The organism is Streptomyces sp. YIM 121038, assembly GCF_006088715.1.
GTDB lineage: Bacteria > Actinomycetota > Actinomycetes > Streptomycetales > Streptomycetaceae > Streptomyces.
Genome location: NZ_CP030771.1, coordinates 7,599,427 through 7,623,665, shown reverse-complemented (window position 1 = coordinate 7,623,665; position 24,239 = coordinate 7,599,427). Strand labels below are relative to the sequence as shown.

The 24,239-nt window shown below is 74.5% G+C and carries 19 protein-coding genes; 7 read left to right on the top strand and 12 right to left on the bottom strand.

The features are described from left to right. Positions 1–70 precede the first annotated feature (70 nt). From C9F11_RS32710 to C9F11_RS32700, 3 genes are all read left to right on the top strand, one after another. The gene (locus tag C9F11_RS32710) at positions 71–994 is read left to right on the top strand and encodes a zinc-binding dehydrogenase (protein ID WP_138962644.1); all 924 of its coding nucleotides are present in this window, start codon (positions 71–73) and stop codon (positions 992–994) included. Between the two features lie 196 nt (positions 995–1,190). Further along, positions 1,191–3,161 (top strand): sialidase family protein, encoded by a 1,971-nt coding sequence (locus C9F11_RS32705; protein WP_138962643.1) that lies wholly within the window; start codon positions 1,191–1,193, stop codon positions 3,159–3,161. A gap of 82 nt (positions 3,162–3,243) precedes the next feature. After that, on the top strand, positions 3,244–4,455 hold the full coding sequence (locus C9F11_RS32700; RefSeq protein WP_138967279.1) for a DUF4185 domain-containing protein: 1,212 nt from the start codon (positions 3,244–3,246) through the stop codon (positions 4,453–4,455). Here C9F11_RS32700 and C9F11_RS32695 read toward each other — a convergent pair. Then, a complete protein-coding gene (locus C9F11_RS32695) occupies positions 4,391–5,428 on the bottom strand; it encodes a bile acid:sodium symporter family protein (RefSeq protein WP_138962642.1) in 1,038 nt (345 codons plus the stop codon). The two genes, C9F11_RS32700 and C9F11_RS32695, sit on opposite strands and share 65 nt — an antisense overlap. 149 nt (positions 5,429–5,577) lie before the next feature. On the opposite strand from C9F11_RS32695, the gene C9F11_RS32690 reads away from it, so the two are divergent. Continuing rightward, positions 5,578–6,456 carry a LysR substrate-binding domain-containing protein gene (locus tag C9F11_RS32690; RefSeq protein WP_138962641.1) on the top strand — a complete coding sequence of 293 codons (879 nt, stop codon included), beginning with the start codon at positions 5,578–5,580 and terminating at the stop codon, positions 6,454–6,456. 13 nt (positions 6,457–6,469) lie between these two features. On the opposite strand, the gene C9F11_RS32685 is transcribed toward C9F11_RS32690, so the two are convergent. After that, complete coding sequence (locus C9F11_RS32685; RefSeq protein WP_138962640.1) at positions 6,470–7,441, bottom strand: Lrp/AsnC family transcriptional regulator; 972 nt, start codon at positions 7,439–7,441, stop codon at positions 6,470–6,472. A gap of 134 nt (positions 7,442–7,575) precedes the next feature. Here C9F11_RS32685 and C9F11_RS32680 point away from each other — a divergent pair, with 134 nt between their 5' ends. Together C9F11_RS32680 and C9F11_RS32675 are read left to right on the top strand one after the other, a co-directional pair. Further along, a complete protein-coding gene (locus C9F11_RS32680; RefSeq protein WP_138962639.1) occupies positions 7,576–9,081 on the top strand; it encodes an MFS transporter in 1,506 nt (501 codons plus the stop codon). Between the two features lie 204 nt (positions 9,082–9,285). Continuing rightward, positions 9,286–11,109, top strand: coding sequence for an AMP-dependent synthetase/ligase (locus C9F11_RS32675; RefSeq protein WP_138962638.1), 1,824 nt, complete (start codon positions 9,286–9,288; stop codon positions 11,107–11,109). A gap of 39 nt (positions 11,110–11,148) precedes the next feature. On the opposite strand, the gene C9F11_RS32670 is transcribed toward C9F11_RS32675, so the two are convergent. From C9F11_RS32670 to pqqA, 8 genes are read right to left on the bottom strand one after another with little or no spacing between them, the layout of a single operon-like run. Next, positions 11,149–12,249 carry a PQQ-dependent sugar dehydrogenase gene (locus C9F11_RS32670; RefSeq protein ID WP_138962637.1) on the bottom strand — a complete coding sequence of 367 codons (1,101 nt, stop codon included), beginning with the start codon at positions 12,247–12,249 and terminating at the stop codon, positions 11,149–11,151. Positions 12,250–12,297: 48 nt separating this feature from the next. Beyond that, positions 12,298–13,092, bottom strand: a complete 795-nt coding sequence (locus tag C9F11_RS32665; protein ID WP_138962636.1) for a Tat pathway signal sequence domain protein — start codon at positions 13,090–13,092, stop codon at positions 12,298–12,300. Positions 13,093–13,099: 7 nt separating this feature from the next. Next, positions 13,100–14,266 carry a glycoside hydrolase family 88 protein gene (locus C9F11_RS32660; RefSeq protein ID WP_138962635.1) on the bottom strand — a complete coding sequence of 389 codons (1,167 nt, stop codon included), beginning with the start codon at positions 14,264–14,266 and terminating at the stop codon, positions 13,100–13,102. Continuing rightward, positions 14,263–15,450: a pyrroloquinoline quinone biosynthesis protein PqqE gene (gene pqqE / locus C9F11_RS32655; protein WP_138967277.1), complete on the bottom strand. Its 1,188-nt coding sequence runs from the start codon at positions 15,448–15,450 to the stop codon at positions 14,263–14,265. Before pqqE ends, C9F11_RS32660 begins: the two co-directional genes overlap by 4 nt. Next, positions 15,447–15,719 (bottom strand): pyrroloquinoline quinone biosynthesis peptide chaperone PqqD, encoded by a 273-nt coding sequence (gene pqqD, locus C9F11_RS32650; RefSeq protein WP_138962634.1) that lies wholly within the window; start codon positions 15,717–15,719, stop codon positions 15,447–15,449. The genes pqqE and pqqD overlap by 4 nt, the downstream gene beginning before the upstream one ends. A gap of 6 nt (positions 15,720–15,725) precedes the next feature. Continuing rightward, positions 15,726–16,484 (bottom strand): pyrroloquinoline-quinone synthase PqqC, encoded by a 759-nt coding sequence (pqqC, locus tag C9F11_RS32645; RefSeq protein WP_138962633.1) that lies wholly within the window; start codon positions 16,482–16,484, stop codon positions 15,726–15,728. A gap of 56 nt (positions 16,485–16,540) precedes the next feature. Beyond that, positions 16,541–17,455 (bottom strand): MBL fold metallo-hydrolase, encoded by a 915-nt coding sequence (locus C9F11_RS32640; protein ID WP_138962632.1) that lies wholly within the window; start codon positions 17,453–17,455, stop codon positions 16,541–16,543. A gap of 9 nt (positions 17,456–17,464) precedes the next feature. Continuing rightward, positions 17,465–17,596, bottom strand: coding sequence for a pyrroloquinoline quinone precursor peptide PqqA (gene pqqA / locus C9F11_RS32635; protein WP_138962631.1), 132 nt, complete (start codon positions 17,594–17,596; stop codon positions 17,465–17,467). A 348-nt stretch (positions 17,597–17,944) separates the two neighbouring features. Between pqqA and C9F11_RS32630 the strand changes: the two genes are divergently transcribed. Then, positions 17,945–18,736 carry an aldo/keto reductase gene (locus tag C9F11_RS32630; protein ID WP_138967275.1) on the top strand — a complete coding sequence of 264 codons (792 nt, stop codon included), beginning with the start codon at positions 17,945–17,947 and terminating at the stop codon, positions 18,734–18,736. A 15-nt stretch (positions 18,737–18,751) separates the two neighbouring features. On the opposite strand, the gene C9F11_RS32625 is transcribed toward C9F11_RS32630, so the two are convergent. Next, complete coding sequence (locus C9F11_RS32625; protein WP_138962630.1) at positions 18,752–23,203, bottom strand: tetratricopeptide repeat protein; 4,452 nt, start codon at positions 23,201–23,203, stop codon at positions 18,752–18,754. Continuing rightward, the gene (locus C9F11_RS32620; RefSeq protein ID WP_138962629.1) at positions 23,193–24,239 is read right to left on the bottom strand and encodes a MoxR family ATPase; all 1,047 of its coding nucleotides are present in this window, start codon (positions 24,237–24,239) and stop codon (positions 23,193–23,195) included. Before C9F11_RS32620 ends, C9F11_RS32625 begins: the two co-directional genes overlap by 11 nt.

The following is a 24,239-nucleotide window of genomic DNA, read 5'->3' as shown; positions in this document are numbered from 1 at the left end:
CCGTTGGACTTCCCAACGAAAAGAGGGATATCGTTGGACCCACCAACGGTTCCGCCCCGAGGAGGCACACATGCGTCGCGTTCGGTACGACCACAGCGGAGGCCCGGACGTCCTGCGGCTCGAAGAGGCGCCCGTGCCCGCACCGGGCCCCGGCGAGCTGCTCGTGCGCGTCGCGGCGGCCGGCGTGACGCTGCCCGTCGTGCGCAAGGTGCGCGAGTCCCCCGAGCCGATACCGCTCGGCGGCGAGATCGCGGGCGAGGTGGCCGGGCTCGGCCCGGGCGTCACCGGCTTCGCGCCCGGCGACCGCGTCACCGGCCTGACCTTCGGGCACGGCTACGCCGACTACGCCCTGCTGCACACCGCCATGGCCTCCCCCGTGCCGGACGGAGCGAGCGCGACCGACGCGGTGGCCCTGGTCCGCAGCGGCCTGGTCGCCTACGGCGCGCTCCAGGCGGCGCGGCCCGCGCCCGGCGAGGCCGCGCTGATCACGGGGGCGGCCAGCGGCGTGGGCCATCTGGCGGTGCAGCTGGCCGCGCTCGGCGGCGCCGGGCGGGTCGTGGGCGCCGTGTCGGACCCCGCCAAGGCCGGCTTCGTGCGCTCCCTGGGCGCCACCGAAGTGGTCACGTACGACCGGGAGAGCTGGGGCGAGCCCGTCGACTACTGCCTGGACGCGGTGGGCGGCGACCTGCTCGCCCCGGCCCTGGCCGCGCTCAACCCCTTCGGCCGCCTCGTCGCCTACAGCTCGGGCGGCGGCACCGTGCGGGCGTACGACCTGCTCGTCGGCGCCAAGTCCGTGACGGGATTTCAGATGGCGCTCATCGCCCGGGGCCGTCCGGACACCTACGAGGCGTGGCGCCGGGAGCTGTGGCGGCTGTTCGCGGCGGGCGCGCTGCGGCCCGCCGTGCACGCCGCGTTCCCCCTGGAGAAGGCGGCCGAAGCGCACGAGGCCATCGAGTCCCGCGCCAATCTCGGCAAGGTCGTCCTCGTCCCGTAGCGGCCAACAGGGTGGTCGCTCCGGCGGCATTCTCACCCGTTAGGAGGGTTGATTCCGGACCCGCTCGCCCGTATGGCTTCAGCTACACGCACGGTTCTTGTGCGGCCCCAGCGGCCCAAGTAGCGTCGGCGCCCCGCACCTTGGACATGGGATGTCCATATGTCCGGTCGATATGGTCACTACGAAGGGCCGCCGTATGCCCCTGAGACACCGCGCACGCCCCAGACCTCCCCGGCTCGACCTCGCCGCACCCCCTGCCCGCCGCCGCCCGCCCCGGCGCGCCGTCGCCGCGCTGACCACGGCCACCCTCACCGCGCTCGCCCTGCCGTCGGCGCTGAGCGGCTCGGCCGCGGCCGGTGACCGGGCGCTGCCGTCCTTCGAGCAGCAGGTCCTCTTCAAGGCTTCCCAGGATCCCGGGTACACCTGCTTCCGTATACCGGCCGTGGTGAAGACGACCAAGGGCACGCTGCTCGCCTTCGCCGAGGGCCGCGTCAACGACTGCAGCGACGCGGGCGACATCGACCTCGTCCTCAAGCGGTCCCACGACGGCGGCCGCACCTGGGGGCCCATGCAGGTCATCAACGAGGGCGCCGGGAACACCCACGGCAACCCGACGCCGATCGTGGACCGGGACACGGGCCGCGTCGTCCTCGCGGAGACGTACAACACGGGACGCACGGACGGCAAGAACTGCGAGGTGCCGTGCGACCGCACCCCGCACCTCCAGTACAGCGACGACGACGGCGTGACCTGGTCGGCGCCGCGGGACCTGAGCAAGGAGATCCTGCCCGCCAGCTGGAACTCCTGGTACGCGACCGGGCCCGTGCACGGCCTGCAGCTGACCCGCGGCCGCCACAAGGGCCGCCTCGTCTTCACCGTGAACGCCGAGACGTGGAACGGCAGCCGGGTCACCGCCAACCACGCCGCGCTCATCGTCAGCGACGACGGCGGCGAGCGGTGGCGCGTCGGCGCCACCGACTCGTATCCCGTCGACGCCGCCGACGGCACGTTCCGGCAGAAGCCGTCGGAGATGACCGTCACCGAGCGCCAGGACGGCTCCATCTACGTCAGCGGGCGCGAACAGGACGGCACCGACCTCGGGCACCGCTCCCACACCGTCAGCCGCGACGGCGGCGACAGCTTCATCGCGCCCTTCCGCCCCCAGCCGGACCTGTACACGCCCCAGGTGCAGGGCTCGACGCTGCGGCTCGGCGACCGGCTCCTGCTCGCCTGCCCGGGCGACCCGGACCGGCGCCGCACCATGACCGTCCGGTCCTCCTACGACGGCGGGCGCACCTGGGACAGCTTCGACCGCGGCACCGTCGTCACCACCGACTGGTCCGGCTACTCGGACATGGTGCGCGCCGACGCCGACCACGTGGGCCTGATGTACGAGGGCGGCCCGGTCGACGCCCGCGACGAGATCCGCTTCGCGCGCTTCACCGAGGACTGGCTGAAGCCGCGGCGCGGCCCCGACCCGCACACGAGCGACTGGGCTCCCGGCGCGCCCGGCGCCGCGGTGCTCGGCGGCGCGCGCCCCACCGACGGCGTCACGGGCGACGCGCTCGCCTTCGACGGCACCGACGACGCGGTACGCCTCCGCTTCCGTCCCCAACTCCCCTTGGGGTCGGGCGACTTCACCCTGTCCCTGTGGTTCCGCTACTCCGCCACCAGCGGGGAGCAGCCGCTGCTGTGGATGGGCGGCGTCGGCACGAACCAACCCCAGGTGTGGCTGCGCGGCGAACCCGCGGCGGGCCGCGTCACCGGCCTGATCACCACCCGTGACGGCGGTACGCCGCCCCGCTCGGCCTCCTTGAGCACCCAGGGCGCGTACAACGACGGCGCGTGGCACCACGCCGTGCTGCGGCGCGGCGACGGGGAGCTCACGCTGTTCGTGGACGACACCGAGCTGTCCCGGCCCGACGTGCCGGGCACGGTCAGCCGCAACTCGCCGTTCGGCGTGCACATCGGGCAGCGCGTCGACAGCCGGGCCCACTTCGCCGGAGCCATCGACGAGGTACGGGTCTTCAAGCGCGCCCTGACCGACGCGGAGGTGGACGAACTCGCCTCGGTGGCCGACCCCGACGGGCGGCGGGCCGGCCGCTCCGCTGTGACACCGGACACCGTCGCCTGGCTGCCCATGGACCGCGTGCGCCCGAGGAACTAGCGTCCCGGGCGTGTCCCAAGCCACACGCCCGCTCACCGGTCCGACGGCGGCGAACCGGCAGCGGGGCGGCCCCGGCTCACCCGTGCTGTGGGTCGCCCTGCTGGCGGTGCTCGCCTGCGCGGCCGTGCTCCTGACGGCCCTTCCGGACGACGAGGACGACCGGAAGGGACCGGCGGCGTGCACGGCCCGCGGCGTGGAATCCTGGCGCCCCGAGACCGGCCTGACCGGAGCGTTCGCCGCGTACGGCGACGACGCGGCGCGCGACGACGACTGGAGCGGCGGCGACGGCACCCACTCGGTGAAGCTGCCCGGCGGGCGCGTCCTGTGGCTGTTCTCCGACACCTTCCTCGGCCGGGTGCACCCGCCGCCCAACCAGCAGGGCAAGCCGCACAAGTGGCGCGACGGCGGCGCCCCGATGGTCCGCAACTCCGGCGTGGTGACGTCCCCCTCCGGGGCCCTGGAGCGGACCCTGCCCACGCCCCTGTTCGCCGACCCCGCGCCCGGGCAGTGGCGCTGGCCGGTCGCCGCGAAGGTCGAGCCGCGCACGCCGGGCGGCGACGAGCAGGTCGTGCGCGTCCTGCTGTGGACCCGGGCCGCGGGCCCCGCGCCGTGGATCTTCGGGGTGCCCGCCGCCACCGAGGTCGCCACGCTCACCCTGCCCGACCTCGCCCTCGAAGGCATCACGCAGATCTCCGACCAGCGCGGCGTCGCCGACCCCGAGCGGCGGGTGCTGTACGGCACCACCACGGTCGACGACGGCGAGTGGACGTACGTCTTCGGCGGCAACGACGCGCAGACCGCCTCGCGCCCCTCCTCGCACGCCTATGTCGCCCGCGTCCCGCACGGCGGCCTCGGCGACCCCTCGGCCTGGCGCTACTGGGACGGCCGCGCCTGGTCGCGCGCCGGGGCGAAGCCGCGCTCGGTGCTCGGCGACGACGACCAGAAGGGGGTCGGCAGCGCGTTCACCGTGGTCCGGGACGGCGGCACGTACGTGCTGTTCACGATGGCGGCGGGCGCGCGGGGCCTGACCACCGTCACGTCGTACTGGGCGTGCTCGCCGAGCGGGCCCTGGTACGGCCCCGGCAAGGGCTTCGCGCCGCCGCTGCCCGCGGACTCGGCCGCGTACAACCCGCAGGCGCACCCCGCCCTGAGCGGCGGCGGCCGTCTCGTGCTGAGCTACGACGTGAACGCGCCGGACGCCACCGCGACGGCGGCGGGGCAGGCGAACGTCAACCGGAACGTGGAGCTGTACCGGCCGCGGTTCGTGACGCTGCGCCTGTCCCGGCCGGAGTGAACTCCTCCAGGTCGTGGGAGCGGCGCTTGGCGATCACCGCGCAGACCATCAGCTGCATCTGGTGGAAGAGCATCAGGGGCAGGACCGCGAGCGAGGCCTGCGCGCCGAACAGGACGCTGGCCATGGGCAGCCCGGCCGCCAGGGACTTCTTCGAGCCCGCGAACTGGATCGCGACCCGGTCGGCGCGGTCGAAGCCGAGCCGCTTCGCGCCGTACCAGGTCAGGCTGAGCATCAGGGCGAGCAGCGCCGCCTCGACGCCGAGCAGCGCGGCGAGCCGGGCCGGGGTGACCTGGCTCCAGATGCCGCGCACCATGCCCTGGCTGAACGCGGTGTAGACGACGAGCAGGATCGAGCACCGGTCGATCAGGCTCAGGACCTTCTTGTGCCGCGCGACGAAGCAGCCGATCCAGCGCCGCAGCAGCTGTCCGGCGAGGAAGGGCACGAGCAGCTGCAGCACGATCTTCACGAACGCGTCGGCGGAGAAGCCGCCGCCGGTGTCGGCGAGCAGCCAGGCCACGAGCAGCGGGGTGAGCACCACCCCGGCGAGCGAGGAGAACGTGCCCGCGCAGATCGCCGCGGGCACGTTGCCGCGCGCCAGCGAGGTGAAGGCGATCGACGACTGGATCGTCGAGGGCACCAGGGTCAGGAACAGGAAGCCGCTGTAGAGCGCGGGCGTCAGGACGTGCGGCACGAGCCCCTTGGCGGCGAGGCCGAGCAGCGGGAACACCAGGAACGTGCAGAGCAGCACGGTGAGGTGCAGCCGCCAGTGGCGCAGCCCGTCCAGCGCCTCCCGGGTGGAGAGGCGGGCGCCGTAGAGGAAGAACAGCAGCGCGACGGCCGTGGTGGAGGCCCCGGACGCGACGTCGGCCGCGGTGTCCCGGGCGGGCAGGAGCGCGGCGAGGCCGACGGTGCCGAGCAGCACCGCGATGAAGGGGTCGACCGGCATCCACGACGGCCAGGACGGGCGTTTCACAGGGCTCCGTGCTCTCGGGGTCTCGGTTCTTCGGGCCCGTCCACGGGCCGGACCCGGTACGTGCCCTTTCCATGGTCCTCCTCCTCGGCGCGATCGGGAATCCCGTACACCGCTCTGACTGTCATCACGTACCGCGATAACCTTGCGGGGTGTACGACCCCGCTCAGCTGCGTACGTTCCTCGCGGTGGCCCAGACCTTGAGCTTCACGCAGGCCGCGCGGCGGCTCGGGCTGCGCCAGTCGACGGTCAGCCAGCACGTGCGGCGCCTGGAGGACGCGACCGGGCGGCCGCTGTTCGCGCGGGACACGCACCGGGTGGAGCTGACCGAGGACGGCGAGGCGATGCTCGGCTTCGCGCGCCGCATCCTGGAGGTGCACGAGCAGGCCACGGCGCACTTCACGGGCGCCCGGCTCGGCGGGCGGCTGCGCTTCGGCGCGTCCGAGGACTTCGTCCTGACCCGCCTCACCGACATCCTCCAGTCCTTCCGGCGCGAGCACCCGGAGGTCGACCTGGAGCTGACGGTCGAGCTGTCCGGCACGCTGCACGAGCGCCTGGACGCGGGCAAGCTCGACCTCGTCCTCGCCAAGCGGCGCCCGAAGGACCCGCGCGGCGAACTGGTCTGGCACGACGACCTGGTGTGGATCGGCGCGCCGCGGCTGCGCCTTGACCCGGGCCGCCCGGTGCCGCTCATCGTGTATCCGCCGCCGGGCATCACCCGGGCGCTCGCGCTGCGGGCCCTGGAGGGCAGCGGCCGCCCCTGGCGGATCGCCTGCACCAGCGGCAGCCTGAACGGCCTGGTGGCCGCGGCGCGCGCCGGGCTCGGCGTGATGGCGCACTCGCGCGGCCTGGTCCCGCCCGGCCTGGTGCGGGTCTCCGACCGGCTCGGCCTGCCGGAGCTGGGCGCGGTGGACTTCGTCCTGCGGCACGGCGAGCGGCGCCCGGCCGCACCGGGCGCCCACGCGGCGGCGGACGCCCTGGCGGCGGCGATCCTGGCGGGCGGGGACCGGTTGCAGCGCGGGCGCCCCTGAGGCCGGGCGGGCGCTAGCGCGTGGGCCGGTAGATGAGTTGCTTGACGCGGCGCAGATACGGCGTGGTCTCCACGTGCTGCACACCCTCCAGGCCGCCGATCTCCCCGCTGAGGTAGGCGTACAGGCCCGCGGTGTCCTGGGTGACCACCGTCGCCACCAGATTGGAGGGGCCCGCCGTCGCGGCGACGTAGGCGATCTGGTCGTGCTCGGCAAGGGCCTGGCCGACGGAGTGCAGGGCGGCGGGGGCCGTCGTGATCCACAGGGTGGCGCCGCAGCGGTAGCCGAGGGCCTCGGCGCTGTACTCGATGTCGACGTAGATCGCCCGGGACTCCAGGAGCGCGGCCAGGCGGCGCTTGACCGTGGACTCCGACAGACCGGTGACGCGCTGGAGTTCGGGGTATCCGGCGCGGCCGTCCGCTTCGAGCGCGGCCACCAGGGGTTCGTCCTCCGGGGAGATGCGGGCCGGGGCCGAGGGCCGCGGCGGGAGCTGCGGGGTCAGCGCGGCGAGCTGTTCGGCGCTCAGCGGGGCGAGCTTGCCGAGCCAGCCGCGGGGCCCGCCGAAGAAGGTGTGCAGGAGCTGGTGGGCGCGGATGTCCACGATGTGCGGGGTGCGGGGCAGCTTGCCGAGCAGCAGGTCGTGGTCGTCGGGGGTGCGGGGCTTGGTCATGCACAGGACCTCCGTGCCCCCGGCGGCCAGGCCCACCCAGAACGTGTCGGGGCGGCGGGCCAGGGCGTGCGCGATGGTCTGCGCGCCGTCCGGGGCGCAGCGCAGCCGGAGCATCCAGTGGTCCTGGCCGAGCCGCTCGGCGTTGCGCAGCACCACGACGCGGAGCCCGGCCGTGGCGGTGAGCCGGCGGAAGCGGCGCGCGATCGTCTGGTCCGAGACGCCGAGCACCTCCGCGATCTTGCTGAACGGCGCGCGTCCGTCGGTCTCCAGGGCCTGGAGCAGCTTCTGGTCCAATACGTCGAGCGTGGAGGATTCCACCGCCGTGCACCCCTGAGATGTCGGATTCCGCCGCAGCGCTGCCCACGGCCGTCACGATCGTCCGGCCGCCACGGATCGTACGGCATCGGAGCCACCGCCCGGTGGCGTACGGAACCAGGGAACGGGGTAGGACCATGCGCTCATGGGGGCCGCTGACGGCGGTGTGCCTGGGCACGTTCATGCTGCTGCTCGACGTGACGATCGTGGTCGTGGCGCTGCCCGACATGGCGCGGGCGCTCGACGCCTCGCTCAGCGATCTGCAGTGGGTCATCGACGGTTACGCGCTCGCGCTCGCCGCGCTGCTGCTCGGCATCGGCGCCGCCGCCGACGTGGTCGGCCACCGGCGCGTCCAGCTCGCGGGCACCGTCGTCTTCGCGCTCGCCTCGCTCGGCTGCGGGCTCGCTGCGAACGCGGAGCTGCTCGTGGCGGCGCGGGCCGTGCAGGGGCTCGGGGCCGCCGCGATGTTCGCCACGACGCTGCCGCTGCTCGGCGCCGCGTACCAGGGCAAGGAGCGCTCGGTGGCGCTCGGCCTGTGGGGCGCGGTGAGCGGTGCCGCCGCCGCGCTCGGGCCGATCGCCGGCGGGCTGCTCACCGAGGGGCCCGGCTGGCGCTGGATCTTCTTCGTCAACCTGCCGGTGAGCGTGGCCTCGGTGTGGCTGACGCTGCGCGCGGTGCCGCCGTCGCGCGGGCGCGCGGAGCGGCGCGTGGACTGGGCGGGCACGGCGACGTTCGCGCTGTTCGCGGGCGCGCTCACGTTCGGCGTGGTGCGGGCGTCGACGGTCGGCTGGGCCTCGGCGCGCACCGGTGTGACGCTCGCGGTGGCGGCGCTCGCGCTGCTCGCCTTCGTCGTGGTGGAGCGCCGCGCCGCGTATCCGCTGCTCGATCTGCGGCTGCTGCGCAAGCCCGCGTTCACCGGGGTCCTGATCGGCGCGATCGGCTACAACGCGGCCGCGTTCGGCGTGATCCCCTACCTCTCGATCTGGCTGCAGACCGTGCTCGGCATGAGCCCGGTGCGCGGCAGCCTGGTCCTGGTGCCGCTGTCGGCCACGTCGTTCGTGGTGGCGGCGATCGGCGGGCGGCTGCTGCACGGGGTGCCGGGGCGGTACGTCATCGGGGTCGGGCTGCTGCTGATCGGCGCGGGCGGCCTGGCGATGGCGGTGCTCGACGCGGGCTCGTCCTGGGGCGCGCTCGTGCCGGGCCTGGTGCTCGCGGGCGTCGGCATCGGCCTGGTCTCGCCGGGGCTGGCGGGGGCCGCGCTCGCGGCGGTGCCGCCGCGCGACGCGGGCATGGCGGGCGGCGCGGTGAACACCTTCCGCCAGCTCGGCTACGCCCTCGGTGTCGCCGTCTTCGGCACGGTCCTGACGTCGCGGATGCAGGACGCGCTCGGCCACGACGCGGCGCACACCGTGGCGGGCGGCGGGGCGGCGGCCGTCCGGGGCGCGTTCTCCGAGCACAGCGTGCGCGCGGCGTTCGCCTCCGGGCTCAACGGCGCCTCGCTCACGGCGGGGATCACCGGCCTCGTGGCGGGTGTCGCGGTCCTCGTGATGGTCCGGACCAAGCGGACGGCCGACGCAGGTCAGGGACCCGCCGGAGCCGAACGCACGGTCGAGAGCGCGCCCGCGAAGCAGCTCCAGGCGTAACTTCCGCGTACAGATTCGGTGGAGATCACACCACCGAAACTTACTCAACCGTCAGGAAACTGTCCGGCCCTTCCCCTTGTGGCCGCATTTCACCAGCTGACCTGTGACGATCGTGCCCATGGGCCCGTTCCCCACCCCCCTCCCGGAAGGGACTGGGGTGGGGTACCGTCACCGGCGCTGTGCGGAGCGCCACAAGGAGCACCATTGCGCGAGTTCACGAACCCTCCCCTGGCGTCGGCTCCCAAGGTGGGCGGCCTTGCCGACTCCGTCTTCGACCATGCCCTGGAGGATCCGGTCCGCGTCGTGCTCGGGCGCAAGGGCCCCGACGGCGGCTGGCGGGACGTGACCTCGGCACAGTTCCGCGACGAGGTCCTCGCGCTCGCCAAGGGCCTGCTCGCCCGGGGTGTGCGCTTCGGGGACCGGGTCGCCATCATGTGCCGCACCCGCTACGAGTGGACGCTGTTCGACTTCGCCCTGTGGACGGTCGGCGCCCAGGTCGTCCCCGTCTACCCGACGTCGTCGGCCGAGCAGGTGTTGTGGATGCTGCACGACGCGCAGGTCACCGCGGCCATGGTCGAGCACGAGGACCACGCGATGACGATCGGCTCGGTCGTGGACCGCCTGCCGCTGCTCCGCTGTCTGTGGCAGCTCGACGAGGACGCGGTGCGCGAGCTCGGCGAGGCGGGCCGCGACCTGGACGACGAGGTGGTGCACCGCCACCGCCGCGCGGTCACGCCCGACTCCGTCGCCACCGTGATCTACACCTCCGGCACCACGGGCCGCCCCAAGGGCTGTGTGCTCACCCACGCGAACTTCATGTTCGAGGTGGACACGGTCATCCGGCGCTGGGAGCCGGTGTTCCACTCCAAGCGCGGCGACGAGCCGTCCACGCTGCTGTTCCTGCCGCTCGCGCACGTCTTCGGCCGCATGGTGCAGGTGGCGGCGGTGCGCGGCCGGGTCAAGCTCGGGCACCAGCCGAGCCTGACCGCGGCGGCGCTGCTCCCGGACCTGGCCGCGTTCCGGCCCACCTTCTTCCTCGCCGTGCCGTACGTCTTCGAGAAGGTCTTCAACGCGGCCCGGCGCAAGGCCGAACGGGAGGGCAGGGCGGGCCCGTTCGACAAGGCCGTCGAGGTGGCCGTGAAGTACGCCGACGCGATGGAGGCCAAGGCCTTCGGCACCGGGCCCGGCCCCTCGGCGGGCCTGCGGATGCAGCACCAGCTCTTCGACAAGCTCGTGTACGCCAAGGTGCGCGAGGCGATGGGCGGCCGGGTGCGGCACGCGATGTCCGGCGGCTCGGGCATGGACCGGCGCCTCGGTCTGTTCTTCGCGGGCGCGGGCGTCACCGTCTTCGAGGGCTACGGCCTCACCGAGTCCTCGGCCGCCGCGACCGCCAACCCGCCCGAGCGCACCCGCTACGGCACGGTCGGCCAGGCCGTTCCGGGCACGACCGTGCACATCGCGGACGACGGCGAGGTGTGGCTGCGCGGCCCCCACGTCTTCCAGGGCTACCTCAACGACCCCAAGGCCACCGACGCGGCCCTGCACGACGGCTGGCTCGCCACCGGAGACCTGGGCGCCCTCGACGAGGACGGCTACCTCACGATCACCGGCCGCAAGAAGGAGATCCTGGTGACCTCCGGCGGCAAGAGCGTGTCCCCCGCCCAGCTGGAGGAGCGGGTGCGCGACCATCCGCTGGTCGCGCAGTGCATCGTCGTCGGCAACGACCGCCCGTACGTCGCGGCGCTCGTCACCCTGGACGCGGAGGCCGTCGACCACTGGCTCGCCCTGCGCGACAAGCCGCCGCTCGCCCTGGCCGACCTGGTGCGCGAACCGGACCTGGAGACCGAGGTGCGGCGCGCGGTGGTCGCCGCCAACACCCTGGTCTCGCAGGCCGAGTCCATCCGGACGTTCCGGATCCTGGCGCACCAGTTCACCGAGGAGCACGGCCTGCTCACGCCCTCCCTCAAGCTGAAGCGCAAGGCCATCGAGCAGGCGTACGCGAACGAGGTCGCGGCGCTGTACCCCTGACGGCCGGTGTGCTCCTGACGGCCCGCCGGTGCTCGCGGGCTAGCCGATCGAGACGCGCAGGATCTTGTCCGCGCCGTCCGGCTCGCCGCCGTTGTTGTCGGCGTTGGTCGTGGACAGCCACAGCGCCTTCGCGCCGGGCACGGTCGTCACCGCCCGCAGGCGGCCGTACTGGCCGACGTAGAACGCCTTGGCGGAGCCGACGTTCTCGTTGTCGGCGTTGATGGGGATGCGCCACAGGCGCTCGCCCTTGAGCGCCGCCATGTAGACCGCGCCGTCCACGACGGCGACGCCGCTCGGCGAGGCCTCGGCAACGCCCCAGGTCTGCTTGGGGTTGGTCATCCCGGACACGTTGCAGGTGCCCTCGCAGGTGGGCCAGCCGTAGTTCTTGCCGGGCTTGATGAGGTTCAGCTCGTCCCTGGTGGCGTCGCCGAGCTCGGCCTCCCACAGGCGGCCCTGCGGGTCGAAGGCGATGCCCTGCGGATTGCGGTGGCCCAGGCTGTGGACGAGCGTGCCGAAGGGGTTGCCGGGGGCGGGCTCGCCGTCCCGGGTCAGGCGCAGGATCTTGCCGTTGAGGGAGTTCTTGTCCTGGGCGAGGTTGCGGTCCTGGGCGTCGCCCGTGGTGGCGTACAGGAAGCCGTCGGGGCCGAAGGCGAGGCGGCCGCCGTTGTGGTACTTGGCCTTCTTGATGCCCTTGACCAGGACCGTGTAGCCGCCGAGCGAGGAGCCGTCGTAGGTCATGCGGGCGATGCGGTTGCCCTCGGCCGCGGTGTGCATGACGTACACGTAGTGGTTGGACGCCCACTGCGGGTCGACGGCGACGCCCATGAGGCCGCCCTCGCCGCCGGTGGTCTGCGCCTCCGGCACCGTGCCGAGCTGCTTCTTCGTGGCGCCGTCGGCCGACACCGACCAGACGCGGAAGTCGTCCCGCTCGGTGACGAGCGCGGACTTGCCGTCGGGGAGCCAGGAGGTGCCCCACGGTATGGTCCAGCCGCTGGAGACGGTCTTGACGCCGGTGGGCGCACCGGCCGGGGCGGGCGGCGCGGCCACCGCCGAGGGGGCGTGGGTCACGAGTCCCGCGGTGAGGACGGCGGTGGCCGCCAGGGCCACGCTCCGGGCGGTCGGCCTGCTAGTGCCGTGCATGGGTGCCTCCTGTGGGCCGGGGGGGTGGGAGATGCCGGGTGCGACGCGTCAGACGAGCTGGTAGGCGCGCAGGTCGGACAGGAGCAGATAGGTGTCCCGGATCGCGCCGGAGGTGTCGCCGAGGGAGCGGTAGATGCCCCACTTGGGCCGCACCCGGTCGGCGAGGAAGGTGTCCACGCCGGACGCCTCCCGGTCGATGACCGTCGTACCGCCGCTCGTGAGGATCCAGCGCACGGAGCCCGCCGAACCGTCGCCGATCGTGATCCGGAAGTCGACGTCGGTCCACCGGTCGTGCAGCGGTTCCAGATCCGTGCGGCCGACGAGGACGTCCTGCCCGAAGACCTTCAGCTCGACGGTCTGGTCGCCGCCGGAGCGGCGCAGCGACTGCACGACGAGCGGCGCGCTGCCCGTGCCGGGCTGCTTCATCTGCATGATGTGCGTGAACGTCGTGGTCGCCCGCAGCGAACTCGGCAGGAACATGCGGTAGGTGACCCGCCAGGTCTCGCCCCGCCGCCACTTCAGATACGTGTCGCCGGTGCGGCAGCCGGTGACCTCCTGGCGCTGGCGGTCGGTGCTGGTGTCGCGGTCGACGGTGTGGATGGCGAAGCGGAAGGTGTCGCCCTCGGCGGAGATGTGCGGCGCGGCCTCGGGGTGCGAGTCGGCGCGGTCGTCCTCCAGGGTCTCGAAGGCGCGGGTCCCGACCTCGCGGGCGGACGGCGCCCAGCGCAGCTGCCATGCGGCGGCGCCCGCCGCCCCGGCGGGCGGCGCTCCGGCGGCCGTGGCGGCGGCGCCCGCGCCGGCGCCGAGTGCCGCGCCCAGTAAGGCCCTTCGTGACGGGGTCATGCCCGGCTCACCCCTGCTTCCGCAGTTGCTCGTTCATCAGCAGGAAGGCGCCGAGCCCGTGGAAGTCGTTGGTCTGGCGGGGCCGGGCGACGTAGAAGGCGTAGTCGCCGACGTTCGTGCCGATGGAGATGTCGGTCAGACGGGTCAGACCGTCGGCGCCGCGCGAGATCTTCGCCAGGACGCCCCGGTAGCCGCGCCGGGCGGCCTCGCGGTACGACGCGGAGACGTAGCCCTTCTCCGCGGCGCGCGAGAGGGCGTAGGTGAACATGCTGGAGCAGGACGTCTCGGTCCAGTTCCCTTCCCGGCCGCCCTTGTCGACGACCTGGAACCAGCGGCCGGTGGCCGGGTCCTGGGCGCGCGCGATGCCCGCCGCGAGCTTCCGCACGGTGCGCAGGAGCTCCTCGCGGCCCGGCCCGTCCTCGGGCGTGGCGTCGAGGACGTCGACGGCGGCCATCGCGTACCAGCCGACGGCCCGGCACCACTGCTCGGGGGCGCGCCCCGTCTCCTTGTCGGCCCAGGCGGCGGTGCGCGACTCGTCGAAGGCGTGCTGGAACAGGCCGTTGTCCGCCTGGAGGTGGCGGGCGTAGGTGTTCAGCTGCTCGACGGCCTCGCGGTCGGTGTACGCCTCGTCGTCGAACTCCGCGCCGTACTCGACGAGGAACGGAGTCACCATGTAGACGCCGTCCGACCAGAGCTGGTGGGCGCGGCTCGCGGTGTCGGCGTGCCAGAAGCCGCCGTCGGACGTGCGCGGATAGGACGTCAGACGCTCCCGGATCCTGCGCGCGGCGATCCGGTAGCGGTCCTCGCCCGTCTCGTGGTGCAGGATCACCAGGAGCCGCCCCGCCTGCATGCTGTCGAGGCTGCTGAACTTCTGCGCGGTGTTCCCGTCCTGGTCGACGAACCGGTCGACGTACGCCTTCACGTACGTCAGATAGCGCGCGTCGCCGGTGCGCAGGTACGTGCGGTACTGGCCGTAGAGGTAGAGCCCGACGGGGTACGACCAGCCGCCGATGGACGTCGGCGTGTGGCGGGCCGTGGTGGACTCGACGAGGGCCACGGACCAGTCATCGGCGGCACGCGTCCGGGGGGCGGCGGCCGGGGCCGCGGGGGCGGTCCCCACCAGGCCCGCCAGGGCGAGGGCGCACGCCGCCACGGACAGGGCGGAACGTTTCATGATCCTCCTTCGCGGTAGGCGTAGCCGCCCGCGGCCCGCGCGGGCCCGCGCGCGGCGTCGACGAGGGCCCGCACGATTCCGTGGTCGGGCGAGCGCCGGCAGGCGGGGTCCGTGCGGGCGGCGTCTCCCGTCAGGGCGTACGCCTGGCAGCGGCAGCCGCCGAAGTCGACGGTCCGCAGCTCGCAGGAGCGGCAGGGCTCGGGCATCCAGGCCTCGCCCCGGTAACGCGTGAAGGCGGGCGAGGACCGCCAGATCCAGTCGAGCCGCCGCTCCCGCACGCTGGGGGCGGCCGCGCCGAGCAGCTCGGCGGCGGCCGGGCAGGGCAGGACCGTGCCGTCGGGCGCGACGGTCAGGGACACCGCGCCCCAGCCGCCCATGCAGGGCTTGGCGGTCGCGTCGACGTAGTCGGGGGCCACCCACACCAGTTCCATGCGCCCGGCGAGGTCGGCCCGCCACCGCTCGACGGTGCGGCGGGCGCGGGCCACCTGCTCGGGGTGGGGCAGGAGCGCGTCGCGGTTGCGCAGGGCCCAGCCGTAGAACTGGGTGTTGGCGAGCTCGACGCGCTCCGCGCCCCAGGCCAGGCCGAGTTCGACGAGGGCGTCGAGCGCGTCCAGGTTGGCGCGGTGCAGGACCACGTTCAGGCCGAGCGGCAGTCCGGCGTCGCGGACGACGCGGGCCGCCCGCTCCTTGGCGGCGGACGCCCGGGCCCCGGCGATGCGCTGGGCGGCGCGCGGGTCGGTGTGCTGCACGGACAGCTGCACGCTGCGCAGGCCCGCGGCCACGAGGGCGGCGAGCCGGGCCTCGTGCAGACCGACGCCGCTCGTGACGAGCTGGGTGTGGATCCCCGCGCCGTCGGCGGCGGCCACGATGCCCGGCAGATCGCGGCGCAACAGCGGCTCGCCGCCGGACAGATGGGTCTGGACGACGCCCAGGTCAGCGGCCTGACGGAAGACGTCGGCCCACTCGGCACCGGACAGCTCCGCTGACCGACCAACCAGTTTGGTCGGGTTGGAGCAGTAGGAGCAGCGCAGCGGACAGCCGTGCGTGAGCTCGGCGAGCAGGGCCCAGGGGGGCTCCGGGGGCGGGGGCGAAGGCGGTACGGAGTCCGGGCGCGGCTCGGGCGCGGAGGGCGGCCCGGGGGCGGGCTGTGGCGCCGGGGCGGACTGTGGTGCGGCGGCCGTCACCGCAGCCACCCCTCGTCCCGCAACTGTTCGAGGAAGACCGGCACTTCGGCGGCGACCGGCGCCGCCGGGTGGCGCCGCGCCAGCTCCGCGACGATCGCCTCCACGTCGCGCTCCCCGTCGCACAGCGCCACGATGCTCCCGGCGGCCCCGCGCAGGACCACCACCCGCTCGGGCAGGACGAGCAGGTCGACGCCGCGCACCCGGTCGTGGCGGAGCAGCACCGAGCGGGCGAGCACGGGCCGCCAGTCGAGTCGTACGAGATCGGTCACGGCGGCTCACTCCTTCGCGGGGGCCCCGGCGGGGCCGCGGTCGACGGCGTCGAGCAGCGACCACAGCACGTCGCACTTGAAGGCGAGCGCGGCCACGGCCCGCTCCTGCTGTTCCCGGGTGCGTGCCCACGCGCGGACCAGGCCGAGCGCTTCCTGTCCGTCGCGGCCGCCCTGTTCCACCCGGCCGCGGAAGTAGGCGAGCCCGTCGGCGTCGATCCACGGGTAGTGCTTCTCGAACGCGGCGATCCGGGTGCGCATCAGGTCCGGCGCGGACAGCTCGGTGAGCGAGGCGGCCACGGCGTCGAGGGCGGGCCGCAGACGGCAGAAGTTGACGTATCCCTCGACGGCGAGCCGCACCCCCGGCAGGACCCGCGACGCGTCCTGAAGCTCGTCGCGCCCGAGGCCCGCCGCCTCGCCGAGCCGCAGCCAGCGCTCGATGCCGCCGTCGCCGGGGCGCTCGCCGTCGTGGTCCCGGATCCGGCGCAGCCAGCCGCGGCGCACGGCCGGGTCGTCGAACTTGGCCAGGATCAGGGCGTCCTTGACGGGGATGTGGCGCTGGTAGTGGAAGCGGTTGGCGATCCAGCGGCGCAGCTCGCCGGGGCTGAGGTCGCCGTCGTGCATCCGGACGTTGAAGGGGTGGTGGTCGTGGTAGCGCTCGGCGGAGACGGACCGCAGCCGCTCGGTGAGCTCGTCGGGCGTCCACGGCTCCCGCTCACCGGGCCGCGTGCCGTCGGGCACCGCGCCGTCCGGCCTCGTTCCATCCATCCTCGTGCCGTCCGGCCTCGTGCCGTCCGGCCTCGTGTCGTCCTGGGTGGCCGTCCTCACAGCTCGATCACCATCCGCTCCGCCGCGACGTCGAGTCCCCGCTCCGCGAGCTGCTTGTGCTGCTCGGCGCCGGGGTCCCCGAGGGGGTTCGTATTGTTCAGATGCGTGTACAGACAGCGGCCCGGCAGGCGTGCGAGCCGGTGCGCGGTGCCACCCGGACCGGTGATCGGCAGATGGCCCATCCCGGTGGCGGTGGTGCGGGAGAACCCGGCCCGCAGCGGCTCCTCGTCGTCCCAGAAGGTGCCGTCGACGAGGACGAGGTCCGCCGCGCGGGCGGCCTCCTCGAAGGCGTCGGTCCAGGCGGCGACGGCCGGTGCGTACAGGGCGGTGGCGCCGGTCCCGGTGTCCCGCAGGAGCAGGGCGACGGACCAGGCGTCCCCCTCGGCCCCGGGCCCGGTGGCGCCGGCCGCGTAGCGCGGGCGCTTGGCCGAAACGGGCACCGCGCTCACGGCGACCTCGGCCCCCTCCTCCAGGGGCACGGCCGCGGCGGTCAGCTCGCGCCAGCGGACGGTGGTGTAGGGGCCGAGCACGGCGTCGAGGCCGAGCCGCTCGCGGACGGCGTACCGCACCGGCGCGGTGGCGCACACGGCCACGCCATCGCGGGCCTCCCGCAGCCGGGCGATGCCGAGGGTGTGGTCGAGCTCCGCGTCGGTGAGCAGGACTCCGGCGAGCGGGGAGCGGCGGACGTCGGCCGCGGGGTCGGGCAGCAGATCGGGGCACCCCTCGATCTGCTCGCCGATGTCGGGGGTGGCGTTGACGAGGTACCAGCGGCCCGGGCTGGCGCGGACGGCGAGCGACGCGTGGCGGCGGCGGCGCTCGGGGTGGGCGCGTGCCCCGGAACAGCCGGGGCACGCGCAGTTCCACTGGGGCAGCCCGCCGCCCGCCGCGGTGCCGAGCACCTGGAGCAGCACGGTCCGTGCTTACCGGTCGGCGAGGCGGTACGCGGTGACCTCGAGCGAGGTCTCGACGACCGTGTACTCGGGAGTCTGCCAGGCCGTGCGGTCGGCCGGGCCCGGGGGAAGCTCCGACGTCTGCGTGTCGTGGCTGTTCATGGGCGTGTCCTGCCTTTCCTGAAGAAGTGGGGGATTCAGGAGCCACTGGGATACACCATCACCGGTGTGCGTAGGGTGTTCACATGGATGGCCTGCGTTCAGTGACGTGCAACAGAGTCGCGGCATGACGGGACGCGGTCAATGGTTCGGACCGATGAGGTCGGAGCTATATCCGGCCATTCTCCAAAGGCCGCCACGACCCGTACCTGCCGCTGTGCGTCCCGGATCCCCCGCCAGGAATGCGGCACGGCTCCTGATCGTTGACCATGGACGTACCACCCGACGACGCATAAGGATCGAGAGCTCGTGAGCAAGGTCCCCCCGATCATCCTGAACAACGGCATCGAGATGCCCCAACTGGGCTTCGGCGTCTGGCAGGTGCCGGACGACGAGGCGGAGCGGGCGGTCGCGACGGCCCTGGAATCCGGGTACCGCAGCATCGACACGGCGGCCGTCTACGAGAACGAGACGGGCACCGGCAAGGCCATCGCGGCCTCGGGCGTCGCCCGCGAGGAGCTCTTCGTCACGACGAAGCTCTGGAACAGCGCGCAGGGCCACGACGCGACGCTCCGCGCGTTCGACGCGTCCCTGGACAAGCTCGGCCTCGACTACGTGGACCTGTATCTGATCCACTGGCCGATGCCGGACAAGGACACGTACATCGACACGTACAAGGCCTTCGAGAAGATCCACGCGGAGGGCCGCGCCAAGTCGATCGGCGTCTCCAACTTCCTGCCGGAGCACCTGGAGCGCCTCATCGACGCCACGTCGGTGATCCCGGCCGTGAACCAGATCGAGCTGCACCCGCACCTCCAGCAGCGCGCCGCCCGCGAGTACCACGCGGAGCAGGGCATCGCCACCGAGGCCTGGTCGCCGCTCGGCCAGGGCAAGGGCCTCCTGGAGGTCCCGGCGATCGTCGCGATCGCCCAGAAGCACGGCCGCACCCCGGCCCAGGTCGTCCTGCGCTGGCACCTCCAGCTGGGCAACGTGGTCATCCCCAAGTCGGTGACCCCGTCCCGCATCGCCGAGAACATCGCGGTGTTCGACTTCGAGCTCGACCCGGAGGACATGGCGGCGATCAGCGCCCTGAACGAGGACCGGCGGCTCGGCCCCGACCCGGCGGACTTCCACGTCGCCTGACGCGCGCGAGCCCCGTCACGGCCCGTCCGCGCCCCCTCTCCCCCGGGGGCGCAGACGGGCCAGTTCGTCCTTGAGGGCGAGGACGTCGCGGTGGTCCGCGCCGAGCGCGGGCGCGAGGGCGGCCACCGCGTGTTCCAGGACCTCGCCGGCCCCGGCGCGATCGCCTCCGGAGAGCTGCGCGTCGACGAGGTTCCTGGTCATCGCCACGGTGCGGGGGTCCGCCGCCCCGAACTGCTCGGCGCAGCCGTGCAGCGCGGCGCGGTACGTCGCGACGGCCCGCGCGGGGTCCCCCGCCTCCAGGTGCGCGTATCCCAGATAGCCGTACGTCCTGAGCACGTCGGGGTGCCCGTCACCGAGCGCCCGGTGGCGCAGGGCCAGCGCCCGGTCGAGCAGCGCGAGGGCCTTGTCGTGGCGTCCGGCGCCGAGCAGCGCGATGGCCGTGCGGTCGAGCGCGGCCAGGGTCTCCTCGTGCTCGTCCCCCAGGGTCTCCCGCCGTACACGCAGCGCCCGTTCGTACAGAGGCAGCGCCCGGTCCACGTCGCCCACCTGCGCGAAGAGCGCGGCGAGGCGGTCGTAGGACTCCCAGGTCTCCGGGGCGTCCTCGCCGAGCACCTCGCGCTGGAGGTCCAGCGTGCGCTCGTACAGCGGAATGGCCAGGCTCCACGCGCCGTTCGCCCCGTACACGTGGGCCAGGCACGCGGACGCGCGCAGGGTGGCGGGGTGCCGGGGGCCGAGCGCCTCGACCACCACGGACCGCCACTCCTTCGCCGCCTCGACCGCGCTCTCCGGGTTCCCCGCCCGCGCCTCGACGTCGACCAGGTGGCTCCACAGGCGCTGGGTCTCCGGGTGCGTCTCGCCGCGCGCCGTCCGGCTGCGCCGCAGGGCCTCGCGGTACGCGTTGACGGCGTCGGGCAGCGTCTCCTCCGCACCCTCCAGGGCGTGGGCGACGTCGCTGAGGGCGCTGATCACCCGGGGGTGGTCCGCACCGAAGACACGGGTGAGGTCGACGAGCACGCGCGTGCCCTCGCGGGATCCTCGGCCCCGCTCCCCCGTCGCGTACAGGGCGGCGGCGAGGCGGCCCCGGACGGCGAGGGTGTCCGGGTGGTCCTCCCCCAGCTCCCGGCGCGCGGCGGCCAGGGTCGTCTCGTACAGCCGCACCGCCCCGTGCGGGTCCCCCAGGCTCAGCGCCAGGTCCGCGATGGCCGCACAGGGCAGGACCAGGTGGGGGGACGCCTCCCTGTCGAGGGCGCGGAACGCCGACGTGCGCAACTTCGCGAACTGCTCCTTCGCCGCGCCCGTCTCTCCCACCTCGTTCTTGAGCGAGGCGAGTTCGACCCGCAGCAGGAGGACGTCCAGGAGGGCTCCGGGGTCGTTCGGGACGGGCAGCCAGCGCGCGGTCTCGCACCGCCGCAGCGCTTCCGGCAGGCGGCCCGCCCGCCGCAGCGCGTTCACCAGCAGCCGTGTCGTCCGCAGGCTCTCCGGCGAACCGATCCCTGGGCCGCGCTCCCTGCCCGCCTCCGCGCGCTCCAGCAGGGCGACGGCACGCTCCGCCCGGCCCTGCCCGATGACGAACTCCGCCGCCGCCTCCAGGACGTGCGCGAAGTCCACGTCGTCGTCCTCGGGCGCGACCGACTCCGCCAGGTGGTCGATGTGCGGCAGCAGGGCCTGCCAGCGCGGCCAGGTCGCGGGATCCTCGGCGTCGCCCGGCAGCGCGCCGTCGAGACAGGCCGTGGCATCGGACCGTGCCGCCCGCAGGGCCGCGGGGCTGCTCCACGAGCCGTCCTCGTCCGGCTCGTTGAGGACCTCGTGCACCAGCGGGTGGATGCGCAGCGTGTCGCCGTCACGGTCGATGAGGCCGAGCCACGCCAATGTTTCGGCGGCATGGTTCAGCGCGGCGGTACCGCCGATGCCGGACAGCACGCTCAGCGGGACCGGCTCGGGGGCCAGCCAGGCGAGGACGCTCATGACGCGGCGTGCCGTCGTCTCGTCCACGACACGCAGGACCGCGCGGACGGTACCTGCGACGTCGGGGCGGTCCTCGCTCCGCCCGGCCCGGGTGCGCTCCAGGAACACCAGGTACTCGGCGGGGGACACTCCTTCCCTCACCATGTACTGGACGGCCACCGCCAGGGCGAGCGGGAGGCGGCCGACCGCCTCGGCGACACTCCGCGCGTCGCCCTCCAGGACGTCCGCCCCCAGGTGGGCGCGGAGCAGCTCGACGGCCTCAGCGGGCTCCATGCCCGTCAGCTCCAGAACAGGCCCCACGCCTTCCCAGCCGTCGGCCCGTCTGCTGGTGACCAGGACCCGGCCGCCCGTGCCCAGGCGCTCCAGCAGGGCACGGACGTCGGCCGGGTTCTCCGCGTCGTCGAGGATCAGCAGCCAGTCGTGGTGTGCGGCCAGCCAGCCGACGGCCCACTCGCTCGCCTCCTCCCGCGTCACGTCCGAGGACGCGGGCCGCAGGGCGCGGGCCAGCTCCGCGAGCCCCTCGGCCGGGGAGGACGCGCGCAGCCACCACACCGGGTTCAGTGCCGCGCGGACGGCGTCGCTCGCTCCCCACCACTCGGCCAGCGCCGACTTGCCCGATCCTCCGATTCCCGACACGACCACCGCGTGCGGGCCGTCCGTCCACGGGCGTGGAGCCAACAGGTCGTCGTCCAGGCGCTGGAGGGCCGCGGCCCGGCCCACGAACGGCTTCGCGGGAGGAAGATTGGTCAGGCCCGGCGGAGCCGACACCCCGCCGGACGCGAGGAACCACTCGGTCACTTCCTCGTCGTATATCTCCAGCGACGTGGTGCGCACGCTCATGACCGGGGCAGGGGCCGCCGGCCGCTGGGCCACCCGGATCGCCGCCCCCCGGAGCACCTCCAGCGCCTCCTCGCTGACCAGCGCGAACGGCTGCTCCGCCGCGCCCAGGTGACGGGTGCCCCGGCCGTCCGCCACGGGGACCACCGCGCGGAAGGAGCGGGCGGCCGAGCCCGCGCGGGACTCGATCTCCTCGCCGAGGCGGGTGAGGAGGTCGGTGACGGCCAGGGACTCGGGGCGCGGCAGGGTCTCGATGAGGGCGGCGCGGGCGCCGGGGGCGAAGTCGTAGCGGCCGCGCTCCAGGTCGACGGGTTCCAGGAGGCCGCTGAGCAGGACCTCGGCGAGGTCGCTCGGCCGGGAGCCGGGGGTGACGCGCTGCTGGATGAGGCGCATCACGGGGAGCGCGGGCACCGAGAGGGCCACGTGCGCGGCGAGGTCGGCGGCCGTGCGGGACGCGGCGAGCTGGAAGCGCAGGACGCGCTCGGCGATCGGCAGGTCGCCCTCCTCCGCGAGGGGCTCGGCGAGGACGGGCGGGGCGGCGGCCGCGTAGGTGACGGCGGTGTCGCGGGGACGGTCGCCCACCGCCGCGACCAGGGCGGCCCAGTCGGCGAGCCACTCCGGCGCGAGTTCGAGCACGGGCACGGGCAGGGCCCCGGCGGGGCGGCGGGCGCGGCCGTGGTGCGGGGTGAAGCGGAGCGCGGTGTTCGGGGCGTGGGCCCGCGCGGCGGTCGCCCTGCCGGGCACGGTGGGCGCGGCGGTGCGCCGCCAGAGGCGTTCGGGCAGCGGCTGGAGGACGGCTGTGGGCCCGCGCCGCGCCCAGGCGTACAGGGCCTGTCCGGCGCGCCCGGCCCACCAGTGGGGGCCGGAGCAGTCGCTGAGGACCAGGGTGAGCTGACGGCCCGTGGGGTCGACCGCGGCGGCGGGGGGCACGGCCGGGCGGCCGGGCGCGGGCCGCAGGCCGACGCGGGTGCCGAGGTCGGCGACGTACCAGAGGCGGACGTCGCGGAAGGCGCCCGTGCGCTGGAGCGCGGCCCGCAACTCCCCGGCCAGCGGCCGCCACACGGCCATCGCGGAGCCGGTGTCGACGACGAGGGCCAGGCGCAGCGGGCGGCAGTCGGCGGGCACCAGGACGGGCACCCAGGGGCGGCGCCCGGCGCGCCCGGCGGCGCGGGCCGCGGTGGCGTCCTCGGCCGCGCGGGCGGCGGTGGCGTCCTCGTCCAGGACGCGGTGGCGGGCGTCGGGCACGCGCCGCTTGAGGGGGCGCAGGGCGCGCTGGAGGGCGAGTTCGTGGCGCAGCGCCTGCGGGGCGGGCACGAGCACGTCGTCGGCGTCCGTGCCGGGCCCCGCGGGGCCGCGCGGCAGGTGCAGGGGCCTCCCGCCGGGCTCCGCGGCCGCCGCCTCCGGGCCGTCCCCGGCCGCGGGCGCCCCCTCGGGGTGCTCCGGCCCAGGGCGCGGCCCGGGCGCCCGCCCGTCCGCGCCGCCCGCCGCGGGCGCGTCCGGCGACAGGCGGGGCCCGCCCGGACGCGGCCGGGGGCCGTCCGTGCTCTCGGGGCTCTCGGGTGCCGCGGGCAGCGTGCGGGCGAGCCACAGCATCTCCGCGAGTTCGAGGGGCGTGACCGGCGGGCCGAGGGCCTCCAGCGTGGCGCGCAGCCGGTCAAGCGTCATCGGGGTCCGTCGCCTCGCTGCTCAGGTACGGGGCGACCTGGTCGGCCAGCTCGGCCACGTTTCCGGGCGGTTCGCTGAAGGCCGCGTGGTGGCACATGTAGACGGCGTTCAGAAGCTGGTCGTTGGCGAGCAGACCGCCGCCGCGCCGGTCGAAGAAGCGCCGGATGACGTCGTGCGCGCCCTCGGGCAGGGCGCCCGAGGCGTCGCCCACGACCCCGCCGAGGTGTTCGCCGACGATCGCGGTCAGCTCCTCGACCGTGGCGGGCTGCTTCAGGTCGACGGTCACGCAGCGGCGCAGGAACGCGGGCGGGAACTCGCGCTCGCCGTTGCTGGTCATGACCACGAAGGGGAAGGCCCGGCAGGTGACGGTGCCGTCGCGGATCTCCACCCGCTCCGTGGTGCTGTCGGCCGTCATCACCTCGGCGGTGGGCTCGGCGCGCCGGGCCAGCTCGACGAGTTCGTACGACCCCTTCTCGAAGATGGTGAGGAGGTCGTTCGGCAGGTCGATGTCGCTCTTGTCGATCTCGTCGACGAGCAGCACGCGGGGGCGGGCGTAGGGCAGCAGGGCGGTGCCGAGCGGGCCGAGGCGCAGGTAGTCGCCGATGTCGTCGGCCCGCTCGGGGCCCGCCGCCCCGTCGCGGGCGCGCCCGGCGGCGTACAGGCGCGTCAGCGGGTCGTACGCGTACAGCCCTTCGCGCAGGGTGACGCGGCTGGTGATGGGCCAGTGCAGGACCTTGCCGAGGCCGAGTTCGTGGGCGACGGCGTAGGCGAGGGACGACTTGCCGGTGCCGGGGGCGCCGGTGACCAGGAGCGGCCTGCGCAGATAGAGGGCGGCGTTGACCTGGCGGACGGCGTCGGCGCCGGGGCGGTAGCTGACGGCCGCGTGCCGGTTGCCGCTGTCGCCGGGCGGGGCGGGCAGCGGCGGGCCGCCGGTGAAGCGCCGCCAGGGCGGCGGGTCGGGCAGCAGGTCGACGCGGTCGTGCGGGGTGCGGCCGCCGGTGTAGACGTGCCAGGCGCGCGACGGGTGTGCGGTCAC

Bases quoted from the DNA above. Each gene is read 5' to 3' on its own strand.
- C9F11_RS32710 (WP_138962644.1), top strand. From the start codon at position 71: ATGCGTCGCGTTCGGTACGACCACAGCGGAGGCCCGGACGTCCTGCGG.
- C9F11_RS32705 (WP_138962643.1), top strand. From the start codon at position 1,191: ATGCCCCTGAGACACCGCGCACGCCCCAGACCTCCCCGGCTCGACCTC.
- C9F11_RS32680 (WP_138962639.1), top strand. From the start codon at position 7,576: ATGCGCTCATGGGGGCCGCTGACGGCGGTGTGCCTGGGCACGTTCATG.
- C9F11_RS32670 (WP_138962637.1), bottom strand. From the start codon at position 12,249: ATGCACGGCACTAGCAGGCCGACCGCCCGGAGCGTGGCCCTGGCGGCC.
- C9F11_RS32665 (WP_138962636.1), bottom strand. From the start codon at position 13,092: ATGACCCCGTCACGAAGGGCCTTACTGGGCGCGGCACTCGGCGCCGGC.
- C9F11_RS32660 (WP_138962635.1), bottom strand. From the start codon at position 14,266: ATGAAACGTTCCGCCCTGTCCGTGGCGGCGTGCGCCCTCGCCCTGGCG.
- pqqC (WP_138962633.1), bottom strand. From the start codon at position 16,484: ATGGATGGAACGAGGCCGGACGGCGCGGTGCCCGACGGCACGCGGCCC.
- pqqA (WP_138962631.1), bottom strand. From the start codon at position 17,596: ATGAACAGCCACGACACGCAGACGTCGGAGCTTCCCCCGGGCCCGGCC.
- C9F11_RS32630 (WP_138967275.1), top strand. From the start codon at position 17,945: ATGCCCCAACTGGGCTTCGGCGTCTGGCAGGTGCCGGACGACGAGGCG.
- C9F11_RS32625 (WP_138962630.1), bottom strand. From the start codon at position 23,203: ATGACGCTTGACCGGCTGCGCGCCACGCTGGAGGCCCTCGGCCCGCCG.